General features: G+C 57.1%; 19 protein-coding genes. 14 read left to right on the top strand and 5 right to left on the bottom strand.

Annotated elements, in window-relative coordinates; all coding sequences use genetic code 11:
* Positions 1-10: 10 nt before the first annotated feature.
* On the top strand, positions 11-406 hold the full coding sequence (locus FHW04_RS02325) for a hypothetical protein (protein ID WP_031374804.1): 396 nt from the start codon (positions 11-13) through the stop codon (positions 404-406).
* Positions 407-477: 71 nt separating this feature from the next.
* On the opposite strand, the gene fur is transcribed toward FHW04_RS02325, so the two are convergent.
* The 4 genes from fur to ybfF form a co-directional block, all read right to left on the bottom strand.
* Entirely contained in the window at positions 478-921 is a 444-nt protein-coding gene (gene fur / locus FHW04_RS02320) for a ferric iron uptake transcriptional regulator (RefSeq protein ID WP_031374805.1), read from the bottom strand.
* Positions 922-1,273: 352 nt separating this feature from the next.
* On the bottom strand, positions 1,274-1,804 hold the full coding sequence (fldA, locus tag FHW04_RS02315) for a flavodoxin FldA (protein ID WP_031374806.1): 531 nt from the start codon (positions 1,802-1,804) through the stop codon (positions 1,274-1,276).
* 132 nt (positions 1,805-1,936) lie between these two features.
* On the bottom strand, positions 1,937-2,212 hold the full coding sequence (ybfE, locus tag FHW04_RS02310; RefSeq protein WP_069728027.1) for a LexA regulated protein: 276 nt from the start codon (positions 2,210-2,212) through the stop codon (positions 1,937-1,939).
* 165 nt (positions 2,213-2,377) lie between these two features.
* The gene (gene ybfF / locus FHW04_RS02305) at positions 2,378-3,142 is read right to left on the bottom strand and encodes an esterase (protein ID WP_031374808.1); all 765 of its coding nucleotides are present in this window, start codon (positions 3,140-3,142) and stop codon (positions 2,378-2,380) included.
* Positions 3,143-3,392: 250 nt separating this feature from the next.
* Here ybfF and seqA point away from each other — a divergent pair, with 250 nt between their 5' ends.
* Positions 3,393-3,941: a replication initiation negative regulator SeqA gene (gene seqA, locus FHW04_RS02300; RefSeq protein ID WP_031374809.1), complete on the top strand. Its 549-nt coding sequence runs from the start codon at positions 3,393-3,395 to the stop codon at positions 3,939-3,941.
* A 25-nt stretch (positions 3,942-3,966) separates the two neighbouring features.
* Positions 3,967-5,607: a phosphoglucomutase (alpha-D-glucose-1,6-bisphosphate-dependent) gene (gene pgm, locus FHW04_RS02295; RefSeq protein WP_031374810.1), complete on the top strand. Its 1,641-nt coding sequence runs from the start codon at positions 3,967-3,969 to the stop codon at positions 5,605-5,607.
* Between the two features lie 39 nt (positions 5,608-5,646).
* Here pgm and kdpE read toward each other — a convergent pair whose 3' ends face one another.
* Positions 5,647-6,321, bottom strand: coding sequence for a two-component system response regulator KdpE (gene kdpE / locus FHW04_RS02290; RefSeq protein WP_031374811.1), 675 nt, complete (start codon positions 6,319-6,321; stop codon positions 5,647-5,649).
* A gap of 257 nt (positions 6,322-6,578) precedes the next feature.
* Between kdpE and FHW04_RS02285 the strand changes: the two genes are divergently transcribed.
* The 11 genes from FHW04_RS02285 to nei all read left to right on the top strand — a co-directional run bounded on the left by FHW04_RS02285 (position 6,579) and on the right by nei (position 15,811).
* Positions 6,579-6,779, top strand: a complete 201-nt coding sequence (locus FHW04_RS02285) for a DUF2517 family protein (RefSeq protein ID WP_031374812.1) — start codon at positions 6,579-6,581, stop codon at positions 6,777-6,779.
* A 153-nt stretch (positions 6,780-6,932) separates the two neighbouring features.
* Positions 6,933-7,889, top strand: a complete 957-nt coding sequence (locus FHW04_RS02280) for a YbgA family protein (protein WP_031374813.1) — start codon at positions 6,933-6,935, stop codon at positions 7,887-7,889.
* A 12-nt stretch (positions 7,890-7,901) separates the two neighbouring features.
* Positions 7,902-9,326, top strand: a complete 1,425-nt coding sequence (phrB, locus tag FHW04_RS02275; protein WP_089561142.1) for a deoxyribodipyrimidine photo-lyase — start codon at positions 7,902-7,904, stop codon at positions 9,324-9,326.
* A gap of 18 nt (positions 9,327-9,344) precedes the next feature.
* The gene (locus tag FHW04_RS02270) at positions 9,345-10,088 is read left to right on the top strand and encodes a type 2 GTP cyclohydrolase I (protein ID WP_031374815.1); all 744 of its coding nucleotides are present in this window, start codon (positions 9,345-9,347) and stop codon (positions 10,086-10,088) included.
* A gap of 159 nt (positions 10,089-10,247) precedes the next feature.
* The gene (pxpB, locus tag FHW04_RS02265; RefSeq protein WP_031374816.1) at positions 10,248-10,904 is read left to right on the top strand and encodes a 5-oxoprolinase subunit PxpB; all 657 of its coding nucleotides are present in this window, start codon (positions 10,248-10,250) and stop codon (positions 10,902-10,904) included.
* Positions 10,898-11,830 carry a 5-oxoprolinase subunit PxpC gene (gene pxpC, locus FHW04_RS02260; protein ID WP_089561141.1) on the top strand — a complete coding sequence of 311 codons (933 nt, stop codon included), beginning with the start codon at positions 10,898-10,900 and terminating at the stop codon, positions 11,828-11,830. Before pxpB ends, pxpC begins: the two co-directional genes overlap by 7 nt.
* Positions 11,820-12,557 carry a 5-oxoprolinase subunit PxpA gene (pxpA, locus tag FHW04_RS02255; protein WP_069728034.1) on the top strand — a complete coding sequence of 246 codons (738 nt, stop codon included), beginning with the start codon at positions 11,820-11,822 and terminating at the stop codon, positions 12,555-12,557. The genes pxpC and pxpA overlap by 11 nt, the downstream gene beginning before the upstream one ends.
* Positions 12,558-12,612: 55 nt before the next feature.
* A complete protein-coding gene (locus FHW04_RS02250) occupies positions 12,613-13,341 on the top strand; it encodes a DUF969 domain-containing protein (RefSeq protein ID WP_031374818.1) in 729 nt (242 codons plus the stop codon).
* Complete coding sequence (locus tag FHW04_RS02245; RefSeq protein ID WP_069728035.1) at positions 13,341-14,357, top strand: DUF979 domain-containing protein; 1,017 nt, start codon at positions 13,341-13,343, stop codon at positions 14,355-14,357. Before FHW04_RS02250 ends, FHW04_RS02245 begins: the two co-directional genes overlap by 1 nt.
* A gap of 6 nt (positions 14,358-14,363) precedes the next feature.
* Complete coding sequence (gene pcp / locus FHW04_RS02240) at positions 14,364-15,011, top strand: pyroglutamyl-peptidase I (RefSeq protein WP_089561140.1); 648 nt, start codon at positions 14,364-14,366, stop codon at positions 15,009-15,011.
* 11 nt (positions 15,012-15,022) lie between these two features.
* Complete coding sequence (gene nei / locus FHW04_RS02235) at positions 15,023-15,811, top strand: endonuclease VIII (protein WP_031374819.1); 789 nt, start codon at positions 15,023-15,025, stop codon at positions 15,809-15,811.
* Positions 15,812-15,841 lie beyond the last annotated feature (30 nt).

The raw sequence follows: 15,841 nt of genomic DNA, 5'->3' as shown, positions 1-15,841 counted from the left end.
AGGAAAAAAAATGACCGTTCTCGCCCAGGAAGCCAAACACAGTGTCGTCGTTTTACATCAACTTATTGAACGTATTTTCAATCAACCTGCCGGCTCTGATGACAGTTTCGAGCTGATGATGTCCTATTTTCATCCCGATTTTCGCATGGTTACCCCGCGTGGAACTCAGCTGAACCTGAATGAAGTGGAAGATCTTTTCCGTCAGCTACAGGGCCAGCGGGAAGGGATGCGTATCGCAACCTGCGAGCACGTGGTCATTTCCCATCAGGAGAAAGAGGTCACCGTACAGTACCGGGAGATGCAGATGCTGAACGGCAATAATCAGAGCCGCATCGCACTGGCGATTCTGGATTACAGTACCTCGATTCCGCGCTGGCGTTATCTGCAGGAAACGCTGGTTGCCTGAGCCGACAGCGAAAAAAGAACAAAAAAAAACCGGTGAATTCACCGGTTTTTTTATTTCAGCCTGCGTCAGACTTACTGATCGTGCAGCGTCTCATCTTCACGGCAGTCGCCCAGTGCACAGTGACCATACAGATAGAGACTGTGGTTGGTCAGCTTGATGCCGTGGCGGGTGGCGATTTCGCGCTGACGGGTTTCAATCGACTCGTCGCTGAACTCAATCACTTTACCGCAGTCCAGGCAGATCAGGTGATCGTGGTGATGCTGCTGGGTCAGCTCAAACACCGACTTGCCGCCTTCAAAATTGTGACGGGTCACGATACCGGCATCATCGAACTGGTTCAGCACGCGGTAAACGGTGGCCAGGCCAATCTCTTCGCCGATGTCGATCAGGCGTTTGTACAAATCTTCCGCGCTGACGTGATGGCACTCAGGTTCCTGAAGCACTTCCAGAATTTTCAGTCTGGGCAGCGTGACTTTCAGGCCAGCCTTCTTTAATGCGGTATTGTTGTCAGTCATGCGGATTTTGTCCTGTTACTTATATTCACTTTTGTGGCGCTTGGCCTTGAATGTCGATCTATACCCATTCTCATTTGCGTCTCATTATAGAACTGATGCAGTGAAATGAAAACCGAGGGGAGTGCCTAAATCACCCGGGGCTGTATGGGATACGTCACCGAGCCGGGGAGGATTTCTGCAGGAGTCTGTTAACATTTCGCTTAGTCCTATCTGCTGCCAGAGAAAATAAGCGGAAGATCGATGCGGGTATTCTACAGATTAAACGAAGAAAGTTAAAAAAATGTGGCTATTATTTCTATAGGAATTTCCGTTGCCTCAATGTGAGCTGGCGCTCACATTGAGTCGGCTACCCTCAGGCTTCGAGGATCTCTTTAAGCTGCAGTTCATCAAAAATCTGCTTAACCCATTTCTCGACGCGTGCATTGGTCAGCTCTGGCTGACGATCTTCGTCAATCGCCAGGCCGAGGAAGTGGGTATCGTCAGCCAGGCCTTTTGACGCTTCGAAGTGATAGCCTTCGGTCGGCCAGTGGCCTACGATCACTGCGCCGTGCGGCTCAATGATGTCGCGGATGGTGCCCATCGCATCACAGAAATACTCGGCATAATCTTCCTGATCGCCGCAGCCGAACAGGGCAACCAGCTTGCCGTTAAAATCGATCTCTTCCAGCGTCGGGAAAAAGTCATCCCAGTCGCACTGCGCTTCACCGTAATACCAGGTCGGAATACCCAGCAGCAGGATGTCAAACGCTTCCAGATCTTCTTTAGTGCTTTTCGCGATGTCGTGGACTTCTGCAACGTCTTTACCCAGCTGTTTCTGGATCATTTTTGCAATGTTTTCGGTGTTGCCGGTATCGCTGCCAAAGAAGATGCCTACGAGTGCCATGAGTAAAATAACCTCTTAAATCCTGATGATGAGATGTGTGCCGCAGCACATTTCAGCGAATAATAGCAGACGAGACAAACCCGCGGAACGGTTAAAGCCTCGACATTTGCCTCTGCGTGCGTTTTGCCCGCATTAATCCAGTTTGAGTTGCGCCAGCAGCATTTGTTCAATCAATTCGCTACGGCTGAGATTGCGCTGTTCTGCCAGCGTATTGAGCGCTTCGACGGCTTCACTGTTCATTTTCAGTTCGACACGACGAAGCCCGCGCCCTTTGTCACGTTTCAGTTGATTGCGCTTATTGATGCGCAGCTGTTCATCACGCGAAAGCGGACTGGTTTTGGGTCGACCTGGGCGGCGCTCATCAGCAAACAGATCGAGCGTCGTGCGGTCAGTGTGTTCTTTTGCCATGGCTTAGTGAAACTGAATGTGCGGGCGCCAGACGCTCGCCGCGCAGATTATAAATTATTGGCCGTTACCGCGGCAAAATGACCGGCGGCAAAATTTTAGCGCGCCATCATACTCCACGCTAACTCCGGACGCCAATCCTAAACATTTGCCGCCAGGTATTTGCTTTTAAAGCGCAAAAAAGCGACGGACGCTGCGTAATACGGCATCAGGTTTTTCGGCGTGCACCCAGTGTCCCGCGCCGCTGATCACATGCGCATGAGCCGCCGGGAACTGCGTAATCAACGCCTCGCGGTACTGATTATCCAGGTAGCTGGAGTCACCGCCGCGAATAAACAGCGCCGGATGCGGCCAGGCGGGAACCGGCTGCCAGCCAGAAATGGTGGTGTAGTTGTCCCACAATACCGGCACGTTGAAGCGCCATTCACCCTGCTGGAAAGATTTCAGCAGGAACTGAATCACACCCTCTTCATCGAGCAGGCCACGCATCACCTGCGCGGCTTCACTGCGGGAAGTCACGCCCGCTTCCGTTACCGCGCGGATCGCCGCGAAAATGGTGTCGTGGCGGCGGGTCTGATAATCCACCGGTGCGATATCGATCATCACCAGACGTTCGATACGATCTGCCGCCAGCGCACTCATGGTCATGGCAATTTTGCCGCCCATCGAATGACCGATTACCGCCACCCGATCGATGCCGTGCGCATCCAGCGTCTCTAACATATCCTGTGCCATCACAGCGTAGTTCATCTGATCGGATCGCGGTGATAATCCATGGTTGCGGACATCAACCTGCAGTACCGGCGCGGCATCTTTTAACCCGCGAGCCAGCACGCCAAGGTTATCCAGCGTTCCGAACAGGCCGTGGATCAGCAGGATGGGCAGGGAATCAGTCGGGGATTGTTCAGTTTGCAGACGGGCGTTCAAAATCATGGCAAAGTTCTTAAGTTTGAGACCTAAGCTTAGGTTATCATGGATTCACCTTTTCAGGCGCGCCGGTTCCGGCGGCATTAGGACATATTCTGACTTTTGCCCGTAAACCGTTTGATTGCTAACAACCCGCCTGAATTTAACTTTATAATCCTCATGTTAGAACCCGCTCACCCTTCGAATCGCCAAACTTTGCTTAGGGCTTTTCAGGAAACAAGTGGTTCTGTCATGAGAAAGAACCGTACGGAATAAGATGAAAACGATCGAAGTTGACGAAGAGCTCTACCGTTATATTGCCAGCCACACGCAACACATTGGTGAAAGCGCATCCGACATTCTGCGTCGTATGCTGAAGTTCACGGCCGGTCAGACAGCACCTGCTGCGCCGGCACAAAATGCAGCGTCCGGTGCGGCGAAAGAGACTCAGCCTGCCGTGGCTGGCTCACGTCCGCAGGATCGGGTACGCGCGATGCGTGAACTGATGCTTTCTGATGAATATGCGGAGCAGAAGCGGGCGGTTAATCGCTTTATGCTAATCTTGTCAACGCTCTATCGTCTTGATACCGCAGCCTTTGCTGAGGCAACTGCATCACTGCAGGGCCGTACCCGCGTCTATTTTGCGGGTGATGAGCATACGCTGTTGCAAAATGGCACCCATACTAAGCCGAAGCACGTACCCGGCACACCGTACTGGGTGATCACCAATACCAATACCGGTCGCAAATGCAGCATGATCGAACACATCATGCTCTCAATGCAGTTCCCGCAGGAACTGACTGAGAAAGTTTGCGGCACCATTTAAACTGAAGCGTCAGGGAGAAGCGCCAATGGCCAATCACCCCCGTGCCGGGCAACCCGCCCAGCAGAGCGATTTGATTAACGTTGCACAATTAACCTCACAGTATTATGTCCTGCAGCCCGACGTGGCGAACCCGGAACATGCGGTGAAGTTTGGCACCTCTGGCCATCGCGGTAGCGCAGGGCGTCAAAGCTTCAACGAGATGCACATTCTGGCGATTGCGCAGGCGATTGCAGAAGAGCGTAAAAAGAACGGCATCACCGGTCCGTGCTACGTGGGTAAAGATACCCACGCGCTGTCCGAGCCGGCGATCCTGTCGGTGCTGGAAGTGCTGGCGGCGAACGGCGTGGATGTGATTGTGCAGCAGGATAATGGCTATACGCCGACCCCTGCCATCTCTAACGCCATTCTTGAGCACAACAAAGCCGGTGGCGCACTGGCCGACGGCATTGTGATCACGCCTTCACACAACCCACCGGAAGATGGCGGCATTAAGTACAATCCACCTAATGGCGGACCGGCTGATACCAACGTCACCAAAGTGGTTGAAGATCGCGCGAATCAGCTGATCAAAGATGGCCTGAAAGAAGTTAAACGTCTGCCAATCGATCAGGCACTGGCCAGCGGCCACGTGGTCGAGAAAGATCTGATCCAGCCTTACGTTGAAGGTCTGGCGCAGGTCATCGACTTCCCGGCGATTCAGAAAGCCGGTCTGAAAATTGGTGTTGATCCGCTGGGTGGTTCTGGTATTGCTTACTGGCAGCGTATCGCCGAGCACTACAAGCTGGATCTGACGCTGGTAAATGACGCTGTCGATCAGACTTTCCGCTTTATGCATCTGGATAAAGATGGCGTGGTCCGCATGGACTGCTCCTCTGAGTGCGCCATGGCCGGTCTGCTGGCTTACCGCGACAAGTTCGATCTGGCGTTCGGTAACGACCCGGATTATGACCGTCACGGTATTGTCACTCCGGCAGGCCTGATGAATCCAAACCACTATCTGGCAGTGGCAATCAACTACCTGTTCCAGCACCGTCCACAGTGGGGCCAGGATGTCGCCGTTGGTAAAACGCTGGTGTCCAGCGCGATGATCGACCGCGTGGTTAACGACATCGGCCGTAAGCTGGTGGAAGTGCCGGTTGGCTTTAAGTGGTTTGTTGATGGTCTGTATGACGGCAGCTTTGGTTTCGGCGGCGAAGAGAGCGCCGGTGCCTCTTTCCTGCGTTTCGATGGCACGCCATGGTCAACCGATAAAGACGGCATCATCATGTGTCTGCTGGCGGCAGAGATCACTGCTGTCACCGGTAAAAACCCGCAGCAGCATTACGATGAACTGGCCGGGCGCTTTGGTGCACCAAGCTATAACCGTCTGCAGGCGTCCGCAACGTCTGCCCAGAAAGCCGCGCTGTCGAAGCTGTCACCTGAGATGGTGAGCGCCGATACGCTGGCGGGCGACCCGATTACCGCGCGTCTGACCGCTGCGCCAGGTAATGGCGCGTCGATTGGTGGCCTGAAAGTGATGACCGACAACGGCTGGTTCGCCGCGCGTCCGTCAGGCACCGAAGACGCCTACAAAATCTACTGTGAAAGCTTCCTGGGTGCGGAACACCGCGCGCAGATTGAGAAAGAAGCGGTAGAGATTGTCAGCGAAGTACTGAAAAACGCCTGAGAAATCGGGCAATGAAAAAGGCGCCTCTGGCGCCTTTTTTTATGGCATAAAGCGATAGCCAATACCGGTTTCCGTCAGCAGATGCACCGGCTGGGTCGGGTTGGCTTCCAGCTTCTGCCGCAGATGCCCCATATAGATGCGCAGATAGTGGCTGTGCTCCACCGCATTCGGTCCCCACACCTGGCTCAGGAGCTGGCGCTGGGTCAGCACTTTGCCCGCGTTATTCAGCAGAATACTCAACAGGCGAAACTCAATCGGGGTGAGATGAATCTCCTCGCCGCCGCGCTGTACCCGGCGTGCAGCAAAATCAACACTCACATCCGCAAAGGTGACGCGGGCGTCGGGTTGCTGGCTGCTGTGCCGCCGCAGTGCGACCCGGACGCGAGCCAGCAGTTCACCGATACCAAACGGCTTGGTCAGATAGTCATCAGCACCGGCATCCAGCGCGGCGATTTTATCCTGCTCGTCGCTGCGTGCTGACAGCACAATCACCGGCATCGCGCTCCACTGGCGCAGGTCGCGGATAAAGTCGGTACCATCACCATCCGGCAGGCCTAAATCGAGGATCACCAGATCGGGTTTACGGGTGGCGGCTTCAATCAAGCCGCGCTGCAGCGTATCGGCATCAAAGACTTTCAGTGCCTCATTTTCCAGCGCCAGCCGCACAAAACGGCGGATCTCTTTTTCATCTTCAACGATCAAAACCGTGGTCACGCAAACCTGCCTTGAATAAACAGTGATGCGCTACTTTACCAACAAATTTTTCTGCCGTCCGTGCCGGTTACGCCGGGCTGATTTAAACCTGCGCGTAACCACGAAATAACATCTGTGTAACTTAATTACAGGTTAATTCTTAAACGACATATTTTCGGGTAAATAAGTGGTCTGATGAGTAGTAAAATTACACAATCAGGCGTAATCTTAGACACAGATCACATTCGAACCTTATAACTCTCCGGGAGGCGATAACCATGTACCAGGCTTATCCACGTTCCAAAATCATTTTGCGTCGCACGCTGGTGGTCCTTCTCGGCGTTGTTGCGTTACCCGTGATGCTGTTCCGTCGCGACCGCGCTCGCTTCTACAGCTATCTGCATCGGATGTGGTGCAAAACCAGCGCCAAGCCGGTATGGCTGGCGCAAGCAGAAGCCGCTGGCGGCGCTTTCTGGTAAGACGGATATCTGCTGAATCGGCCTGGTCACTGGACCAGGCTTTTTTTTGCGTTTTTTCTTAAAACAACCGCGCTTTTCCCTGGCTTAACGCTGTCTTCCTGGCTGATTTACGCTACACTTAAACCTCTACAAGATTTCGGAGGTTGTACAAGTATGAGCGAAAAAATCCCGGTCGGAATCAGTGCCTGCTTGCTTGGTGAAAGCGTCAGATTTGACGGTGGACACAAGCGCCTTACTTTCGCTACCGAAGACCTCACGCCTTTTGTGCGTTTCGAGCCGATCTGCCCTGAAATGGCGATTGGTCTGCCGACGCCGCGCCCAGCCTTACGCCTGGTTAATCAGGGTGATGAGGAACTGCATCTGTGCTTCAGCAAAGATGGCGGGGAAGAGGTGACTGACCGGATGCGTGACTGGTCGGCCGAGCGCGTGAAATCGTTGCATCATCTGTCAGGCTATATCCTGTGCGCCAAATCCCCCAGCTGCGGCATGGAGCGGGTGCGGGTTTACGAGCCAGACACCAACAACAATCGCAAAGCCGGCACCGGCATTTTTGCTGAATTCCTGCAGCGCGAAATGCCGTGGTTACCGCTGGAAGAGGATGGGCGACTGCACGATCCTGCGCTGCGCGAAAATTTCATTGGTCGCATCTGCGCTCTGCATGAGTTCAATCAGATGTGGCAAAGCGGCCTGACCCGTCACCGTCTGATTGCCTTCCACAGCCGCTATAAATTACTGATGCTGGCCCATTCGCAGGAGAAATACCGCGAGCTGGGGCCGTTTGTCGCCTCAATGAACCAGTGGGACTCACTGGAAGCATTCGCCTTCGAATACCGTAATCGCATGATGGCGCTGATGTCACGACCCGCCTCGCGTCGTAATCACACCAACGTTCTGATGCACGTTCAGGGTTATTTCCGCCGCCAGCTCAGTTCACCGCAGCGGCAGGAACTGGCGACGCTGATTGATCGTTACCGCCAGGGCACCCAACCATTGCTGGTGCCGATTACCATTCTGAAGCACTACATGGCGGAGTTCCCGCATCCATGGCTGGCTGAGCAACGCTATTTCGATCCCTATCCGGAAGCGTTGTGTTTACGTTACGGACAATAATTCAGGAGTGTTATGACCACCCATCTGGTCTGGCTGCGTAACGACTTACGCCTCAACGACAATCTGGCGCTGCATGCTGCCTGCCGCGACAGCGAGGCAAAGGTGATTGCGCTCTATCTCGCCACGCCGAAACAGTGGCAGCAGCACGACATGGCGCCGCGACAGGCGGCCTTTATTCATGCCAGTCTGCAACTGCTGGCGGCGTCGCTGGCCGAGCGGGGTATCGCTCTGCATTATCAGTCGTGTGAGACCTTCGGCGACGCGGTCGATTACCTGGTCAGCTTTTGCCAGCAGCAGCAGGTCGACCAGCTTTTCTACAACTATCAGTATGAAGTCAACGAACGCCAGCGCGATGCGGACGCCGAGAAGCGTCTCGATCAGGCGGGCGTGATCTGTCAGGGTTTTGATGACAGCCTGCTGTTGCCGCCTGGCAGCGTACAGAGCGGTGACCGCTCGATGTACAAAGTTTTTACCCCGTTCAGCAAAGCGTTTGTCCGCCGCTTGCAGCAAACCCTGCCGGAGTGTGTGCCCGCGCCGAAAGCGCGTCCCGGCGCGCCGCTGGAAAACCCGGCGATTCCACCGTTTGATTATCCGACCGACAGCGTTGACCAGACGCTGTTTCCGCCCGGCGAAGCCGCAGCCCTGAAACGCCTGCGGCAGTTCGCAACCCAGCCGGTGCTGGATTATCCCGCCGAGCGCGATCTGCCGGCGCGGGACGGCACCAGCCGGTTATCGGTATATCTGGCGACCGGGCTGTTATCGCCGCGACAGTGCCTACACCGCGTGCTGCATGAACATCCTGACGCGCTGGACAACAGCCGGGCGTTTAGCTGGCTGAATGAGCTGATCTGGCGCGAGTTTTATCGTCATCTGCTGGTGGCGTATCCGACGCTGTGCAAGCACCAGCCCTTTATTAGCTGGACGCGACACGTGGAATGGCAGACTGACGCAGCCCATTTCGACGCCTGGAAAGCAGGGAAAACCGGCTATCCGATTGTGGATGCGGCGATGCGGCAGCTCAACGCGCTTGGCTGGATGCATAACCGGCTACGAATGATTACCGCCAGTTTTCTGGTCAAGGATCTGCTGATTGACTGGCGCGACGGTGAACGCTACTTCATGCAGCAGCTGATTGATGGGGATCTGGCGGCGAACAATGGCGGCTGGCAGTGGGCAGCCTCGACCGGCACCGATGCCGCGCCCTATTTTCGCATCTTCAATCCGACCACGCAGGGTGAACGCTTTGATCCGCAGGGCGCATTTATCCGCCACTATCTGCCGGAGCTGGCAGACGTGCCGGACAGCGATATTCATCAGCCGCTGCTGTGGGCCGCGAAAAATCATAAGAAACTCGATTATCCGCCACCGATCGTGGAACATAAGAGCGCCCGTAAAAAGACATTAGACGCCTTTGAGCGCGCGAAAAGCGCGGCCTGAGGCGATCAAGGAGCCACGATGAATCATTACCAACTCGAGACGCTGATCAATCAGCAGCTGGAGAGCCACAACTTCAGTGATTACGCCCCAAACGGTTTGCAGGTTGAAGGGCGCAGCGAAGTGAAAACGGTGATTACCGGCGTTACCGCCTGTCAGGCCCTGCTGGATGAAGCCGTAGCACGTCAGGCAGATGCGATAGTGGTGCACCATGGTTATTTCTGGAAAAACGAACCGGCCGCGATAAAAGGCATGAAGCGTCGTCGTTTGCGTACGCTGCTGGCCAACGACATTAATCTCTATGGCTGGCATCTGCCGCTCGACGCCCATCCGCAGTTAGGCAACAACGCGCAGCTGGCGAAGCTGCTGGATATCGAGGTACGTGGCGAAGTGATGCCGCTGGTGTTGTGGGGTGAACTGGCCGAGCCACTCACCGGCCAGCAACTGGCCGATCGCATTGCCGATAAGCTGGGACGTGAGCCACTGCACTGTGGCGACAACGCACCAGAACTGATTCGCCGCATCGCCTGGTGCAGCGGTGGCGGGCAGGGCTTTATCGATCAGGCTGCTGCTTTTGGTGTGGATGCTTACCTGACCGGTGAAGTGTCGGAGCAGACCATTCACAGCGCGCGTGAACAGGGACTGCACTTCTTCGCTGCCGGACACCATGCGACCGAGCGCGGTGGCGTCAAAGCGCTGGGCGACTGGCTGGCACAACACCACGGTCTGGATGTGACCTTCATCGATATTCCGAATCCTGCCTGATCCCACTCCCGGTCCTGCGCCCCGCCGCAGGACCTAAATCTGTTGACACATCTCCGTCACTTTCGCATAACTGTTTGCTTTGAGTAGATAAGCAAACGGCTGAGCCGTGCGCCAGAACCGGTCTGGCACGCGAGATTTCAGCTCAACGGGAGGTCGCTGTTGCAACGAGCACGTTGTTATTTACTGGGTGAACGCGCGGTGGTGCTGGAACTGGAACCACCCATCTCGCTGGCCAGCCAGCAACGAATCTGGGGTCTGAATCAGCGCCTGCAGGCGGTCGCGAGCGTTCAGGAGGTGATCCCCGGCATGAACAACATCACCCTGATACTGCGTGATCCACAGCAGAGCGCGCTGGACGCCATTGAGCGGCTGCAGCGCTGGTGGGAAGAGAGTGAAGTGCAGATACCGGAATCACGTCAGGTGGCGATCCCGGTCATTTATGGCGGCGAGGCCGGCCCCGATCTGACGGTAGTGGCCGAACACGCCGGACTCTCCATCCATCAGGTGGTGGAGTTGCACAGCAGTACCGACTACGTGGTCTATTTCATCGGTTTTCAGCCCGGCTTTCCCTATCTGGGTGGGCTGGATCCGCGTCTGCATATTCCTCGTCGGGCAGAACCGCGCGTCGCCGTGCCCGCCGGATCGGTCGGTATCGGCGGCAGCCAGACCGGTGTCTATCCGCTGGCGTCACCGGGCGGCTGGCAGCTCATCGGCCAGACGCCTGTCGCGCTGTTTGATCCGCTGCAGCAACCGCCGACGCTGCTCCGACCCGGTGATACCGTGCGCTTCGTGCCACAGAAGGAGGGCGTATGTTGAGGATCCTGCGAGCCGGACTGGCCGCCACGATACAGGATGCGGGTCGTCACGGCTGGCGGCAGTACGGTATCAGCCTCGGTGGGGTGCTGGATCAGCCCGCGATGACCACCGCTAATTTGCTGGTGGGAAATGCGCCAGACAGCGCGGTGCTGGAGATGGTGCTCGGCCAGTTTAAGGCGGAGTTCACCCGCGACGGCTGGTTTGCGCTGACCGGCGCTGGCTGTAACGCAGAACTGGACGGTAATCCGGTATGGACCGGCTGGCGCACCCCGGTTAAAAAAGGACAGGTGCTGTCGCTGGCGATGCCGGTACACGGCATGCGCAGCTATCTGGCGGTACAGGGCGGGTTCGATCTGCCGGCGATGCTCGGTTCTGTCAGCACCGATCTGAAAGCCGGATTTGGCGGATTCCACGGGCGCACGCTGCAGGATGGCGACTGCCTTCCGCTGGGCAAACCGACCCGTCAGTTTGCTCGCAAAGCTGGCGTCCGGCAGCTGCTGTGGGGCAACCGCATTCGCGCGCTGCCGGGTCCGGAATACCATGAGTTCAGCCGCGAGGCGCAGCAGGCGTTCTGGCGCACAGCGTGGAAGCTCAGTCCGCAAAGTAACCGGATGGGATACCGACTGGAGGGACGTCAGCTCAGCCGGGAAAACCCGCGGGAACTGCTGTCGCACGGGCTGGTACCGGGCGTGGTGCAGGTGCCGCCTAACGGTCAGCCGATTGTGCTGATGGCGGATGCCCAGACCACCGGCGGCTATCCGCGTATCGCCTGTATTATCGAGGCTGACCTCTATCACCTGGCGCAAATCCGGCTGGGTGAACCGATTCACTTTATTCATTGCACTCTGTCGGAGGCGATGCAGGCGCGTCAGCATCAGCAGCGTGCGCTGGACCAGATGGTATGGGGACTCGCTGATGAAAATTGATTTAAACGCCGATCTCGGTGAAGGCTGCGACAGCGATCGCGCGCTGCTGCAACTGGTCAGCTCGGCCAACATCGCCTGTGGCTTTCACGCCGGCGATGCCCAGACCATGCTGCAATCGATCCGCTGGGCGAAAGAAGCCGGAGTAGCGATTGGCGCACATCCGGCTTTTCCCGACCGCGAAAACTTTGGCCGCAGCGCGATGCAGCTGCCGCCGGAAACGGTCTATGCCCAGATGATCTACCAGATTGGGGCGTTGAAAAGCCTGGCAGAAAGCGAAGGCGTGCGGCTGGTTCATGTTAAGCCGCACGGCATGCTCTACAACCAGGCGGCGGCCGATGCGGTGCTGGCCGACGCCATTGCCCGGGCGATTAAGGCGGTGGACAGCCAGCTGATTGTGGTCGGGCTGGCGGGCAGCGAATCGATTCGGGCGGCGGCTCACTATGGTCTCCGTACCCGTGAAGAGGTGTTTGCCGATCGCGGTTACCTCAGCAGCGGTGCGCTCGTGCCGCGCAGCCAGCCCGGAGCGCTGATTGAGGATGAACAGCAGGCGATCGATCAGACGCTGAGCATGGTGCAGCAGGGCAAGGTAAAAAGCATCAGCGGGGAATGGGTCGCGGTTAAAGCGCAAACCGTCTGCTTACATGGCGACGGGGCGCATGCGTTGCAGTTTGCCCGGCGGCTGCGTGATGCCTTTGCCGCCCAGCAAATCAGCGTCACCAGTGCCTGAATAATAATGCTTAGCCCGGCTGTGCCCGGGCTTTTTCATACTCTAAGGGGAAAAGATGGATAGCGTGGTAAATCTCTGGCCGCTGCTTGGCATTGCAGCCATCATTATCGGCTTCGTATTACGGTTTAATCCGGTGCTGGTGGTTATTGTCGCCGGTTTCGTCACCGGCTTCGCGGCCATGATGCCGTTGGCCGACATTCTGGAAAAGCTCGGTTCGGGCTTTCTCAACACCCGTAACCTGCCGCTGATTCTGTTGCTGCCGCTGGCGGTGATCGGCCTGCTGGAACGTCACGGGCTGAAAGAGCGGGCGCAGGCGTGGATCGCCCAGATTAAAACCGCCACCGCCGGACGTTTACTGATCGTCTATCTGCTGGTGCGCGAACTGACCGCAGCGCTCGGCCTGACCAGCCTCGGTGGTCATCCGCAGATGGTGCGCCCACTGCTGGCACCGATGGCGGAAGGGGCGACGGAAAACCGTTATGCTGACGTCTCGCCAGAGGTGCGCCATCGTCTGCGCGCCATGTCGGCGGCAACTGATAACGTCGGGCTGTTCTTTGGCGAGGACATTTTCGTCGCCTTTGGCGCGATTATCTTTATGCACAACTTTATGCAGGAGTCGGCCGGGATTCAGACTGAACCGCTGCACATTGCCCTGTGGGGTATCCCGACCGCAGTGGCGGCCTTCCTGATCCACTCGGCCCGCCTGGTACGGCTCGATCGTCAGTTAGCCCGTGAATTACAGGCGCTGAACGGCCAGGCACTGAAAGCCAAAGGAGGGCAGTAATGTTTCAGCAACAATATCTGATGTGGCTGGCAGGGCTGATCCTGCTGGTGGTGGCGCTCCTCTCCTGGGGCGATCGCGCCAACCCGCGCCGTTTAACCACCGGACTGTTCTGGGCGCTGTATGGCCTGATTTTCCTGGTTGGCGACTGGACCACGCAACTGATGACGCAGTGGATGGGTTCGGCAGCCGCCGGCACCCGGATGCTGAACATTAGCGTCGGGGTCGCAGTGGTGGTGATGGCGCTGATTGCTGGCTTAGGCGGGGTAAAGCTGGGCCGCTATCATCAGCGCAGTGATGAGGAGAAACAGGCCAGTGCGCTGCGCCTGCGCAATAAACTGTTCCTGCCTGCGCTGGCGATCCCGGTGGTGACGGTCGCGGGCGTGCTGGCGTTCAACCATATCCCGGGCTTGCAGGATACGGTGTTTGGTCCTGGTAACCACGCGACGCTGGTGACGCTGTTTTCGATGATGATCGGCTGCCTGATCGGCTGGCTGGTGGCGCTGAAACTGACGCATGAGAAACCGGTGCAGTCGATGCAGGAGACCCGACGGCTGCTGGATGCTATTGGCTGGGCATTTATCCTGCCGCAGATCCTCGCCACCCTGGGTCTGCTGTTTACCAGTGCCGGCGTCGGCAGTGCGATTTCCCATCTGACCGAAAGCTATCTGGCGGTCGACAGTCGCTTTATCGCGGTGGCGGTTTATGCCGGTGGCATGGCGCTGCTGACCATGGTGATGGGCAACGCCTTTGCTGCGTTTCCGATTATCACAGCTGGCGTCGGTATTCCGATTCTGGTGCTGCAGCACGGCGGCAATCCGGCGGTGATGGCAGCCATCGGCATGTTCTCCGGCTACTGCGGCACGCTGATGACGCCGATGGCGGCTAACTTTAACATCGTGCCGGCGGCGCTGCTGGAGCTGCCGGATCGTAACGCGGTGATCAAAGCTCAGGTCCCGACCGGTGTGCTACTGTTAATCGTTAACATTTTCCTGCTCTATTTCCTGATGTTCCTGTGAGGCTGAATGAAAACTATCCTGATGACCGCCTTTGAACCGTTTGGCGGTGAAAGCATTAACCCATCATGGGAAGCGGTCAGTGCGCTGGAAGGCAAAGAGATTGCTGGTGCACGGATCGTCATCCGTCAGTTGCCGGTGGTGTTTGCGGATGTGCTGGATGTGCTCTACCAGGCGCTGGAGGAGGTGAAACCGGATGCGATTCTGTCGGTAGGACAAGCGGGCGGGCGCAGCGATATTACCGTTGAACGCATCGGCATCAACGTTGATGATGCGCGTATTGCCGACAACGCCGGCCATCAGCCGGTTGATGAAGCAATTGTGGCTGACGGTCCGGCGGCCTATTTCTCGCGTCTGCCGATCAAGGCGATTGTGGCCGCGCTGCGTCAGGCGGGGATTCCCGCCTCGGTGTCACAGACCGCCGGGACCTTTACCTGTAACCGGGTGATGTATGGTCTGCTGCACTGGCTGGCCCAGCAGCAGACGCCGGTGCGCGGTGGCTTTATCCACATCCCTTACCTGCCGGAGCAGGCGGCGTTGCACCCTGGTGCGCCAAGCATGTCGGTCGCCAGTGTGATTCAGGCGCTGGAAATTGCGGTCCGGGTGACGCTGGAGACCGGTGAAGATCTGAAAATAGCTGGCGGTGCCACACACTAAGAGGATCCACGATGCCTGAAGGACCAGAGATCCGCCGGGTGGCGGATCAGCTCGAGACCGCGATTGTCGGCCAGCCGTTAACCGAAGCGTGGTTTGCCTTTCCGGCGCTGAAAACTTACGAACCGGCGCTGATTGGCGAACAGGTGCAGGCGATTGAGACACGCGGCAAGGCGTTGCTGACACATTTCAGCAATGGCCTGACGCTCTACAGCCACAATCAGCTGTATGGCGTCTGGCGCATCGTCACGCCCGAAACGGAATTACAGACCACCCGACAGTTACGGGTACGGCTGGCGACGGCCGATCGGGCTATTCTGCTGTATAGCGCGTCGGATATTGAGTTACTGAACGCCGATACGCTGGCAGCACACCCGTTTCTTAACCGCATCGGCCCCGATGTGCTGAGCAGTGCGCTGACGGTGGATGAGGTGAAAGAGCGGCTGCTGTCACCCCGTTTCCGGCGGCGGCAGTTCAGTGGTCTGCTGCTGGATCAGGCTTTTCTGGCCGGGCTGGGCAATTACCTGCGTGCCGAAATTCTCTGGCTGGCACAGTTGCTGCCGCAGCATCGGGCGCAGGATCTCAGTAACCATCAGCTGACTGCTTTCAGCGAGGCGCTGCTTTCAGTGCCGCGCCATGCCTATCGGATGCGTGGCACGATGAAGAAATATCATGAGGAAGCGGCGTTTCAGTTTGAGGTGTTTCATCGGCAGGGCAAAAAATGCCGGCGCTGCGGCACGGTGATTGAGAAGGGCACGCTCTCATCACGGCCTTTTTACTGGTGTCCGGGGTGTCAGCACTGAGTGCCTGACGGCAGCTATAAAAAAAACGGG

The sequence above is a fragment of the Pantoea sp. AN62 genome (assembly GCF_050432985.1).
GTDB classification, from domain to species: domain Bacteria; phylum Pseudomonadota; class Gammaproteobacteria; order Enterobacterales; family Enterobacteriaceae; genus Pantoea; species Pantoea brenneri.
The sequence above is the reverse complement of the archived record's forward strand: the minus strand, read 5'-3'. Positions and strand labels throughout refer to the sequence as shown.

Bases quoted from the DNA above. Each gene is read 5' to 3' on its own strand.
- FHW04_RS02325 (WP_031374804.1), top strand. From the start codon at position 11: ATGACCGTTCTCGCCCAGGAAGCCAAACACAGTGTCGTCGTTTTACAT.
- fur (WP_031374805.1), bottom strand. From the start codon at position 921: ATGACTGACAACAATACCGCATTAAAGAAGGCTGGCCTGAAAGTCACG.
- fldA (WP_031374806.1), bottom strand. From the start codon at position 1,804: ATGGCACTCGTAGGCATCTTCTTTGGCAGCGATACCGGCAACACCGAA.
- ybfE (WP_069728027.1), bottom strand. From the start codon at position 2,212: ATGGCAAAAGAACACACTGACCGCACGACGCTCGATCTGTTTGCTGAT.
- ybfF (WP_031374808.1), bottom strand. From the start codon at position 3,142: ATGATTTTGAACGCCCGTCTGCAAACTGAACAATCCCCGACTGATTCC.
- seqA (WP_031374809.1), top strand. From the start codon at position 3,393: ATGAAAACGATCGAAGTTGACGAAGAGCTCTACCGTTATATTGCCAGC.
- pgm (WP_031374810.1), top strand. From the start codon at position 3,967: ATGGCCAATCACCCCCGTGCCGGGCAACCCGCCCAGCAGAGCGATTTG.
- FHW04_RS02285 (WP_031374812.1), top strand. From the start codon at position 6,579: ATGTACCAGGCTTATCCACGTTCCAAAATCATTTTGCGTCGCACGCTG.
- FHW04_RS02280 (WP_031374813.1), top strand. From the start codon at position 6,933: ATGAGCGAAAAAATCCCGGTCGGAATCAGTGCCTGCTTGCTTGGTGAA.
- phrB (WP_089561142.1), top strand. From the start codon at position 7,902: ATGACCACCCATCTGGTCTGGCTGCGTAACGACTTACGCCTCAACGAC.
- FHW04_RS02270 (WP_031374815.1), top strand. From the start codon at position 9,345: ATGAATCATTACCAACTCGAGACGCTGATCAATCAGCAGCTGGAGAGC.
- pxpC (WP_089561141.1), top strand. From the start codon at position 10,898: ATGTTGAGGATCCTGCGAGCCGGACTGGCCGCCACGATACAGGATGCG.
- pxpA (WP_069728034.1), top strand. From the start codon at position 11,820: ATGAAAATTGATTTAAACGCCGATCTCGGTGAAGGCTGCGACAGCGAT.
- FHW04_RS02250 (WP_031374818.1), top strand. From the start codon at position 12,613: ATGGATAGCGTGGTAAATCTCTGGCCGCTGCTTGGCATTGCAGCCATC.
- FHW04_RS02245 (WP_069728035.1), top strand. From the start codon at position 13,341: ATGTTTCAGCAACAATATCTGATGTGGCTGGCAGGGCTGATCCTGCTG.
- pcp (WP_089561140.1), top strand. From the start codon at position 14,364: ATGAAAACTATCCTGATGACCGCCTTTGAACCGTTTGGCGGTGAAAGC.
- nei (WP_031374819.1), top strand. From the start codon at position 15,023: ATGCCTGAAGGACCAGAGATCCGCCGGGTGGCGGATCAGCTCGAGACC.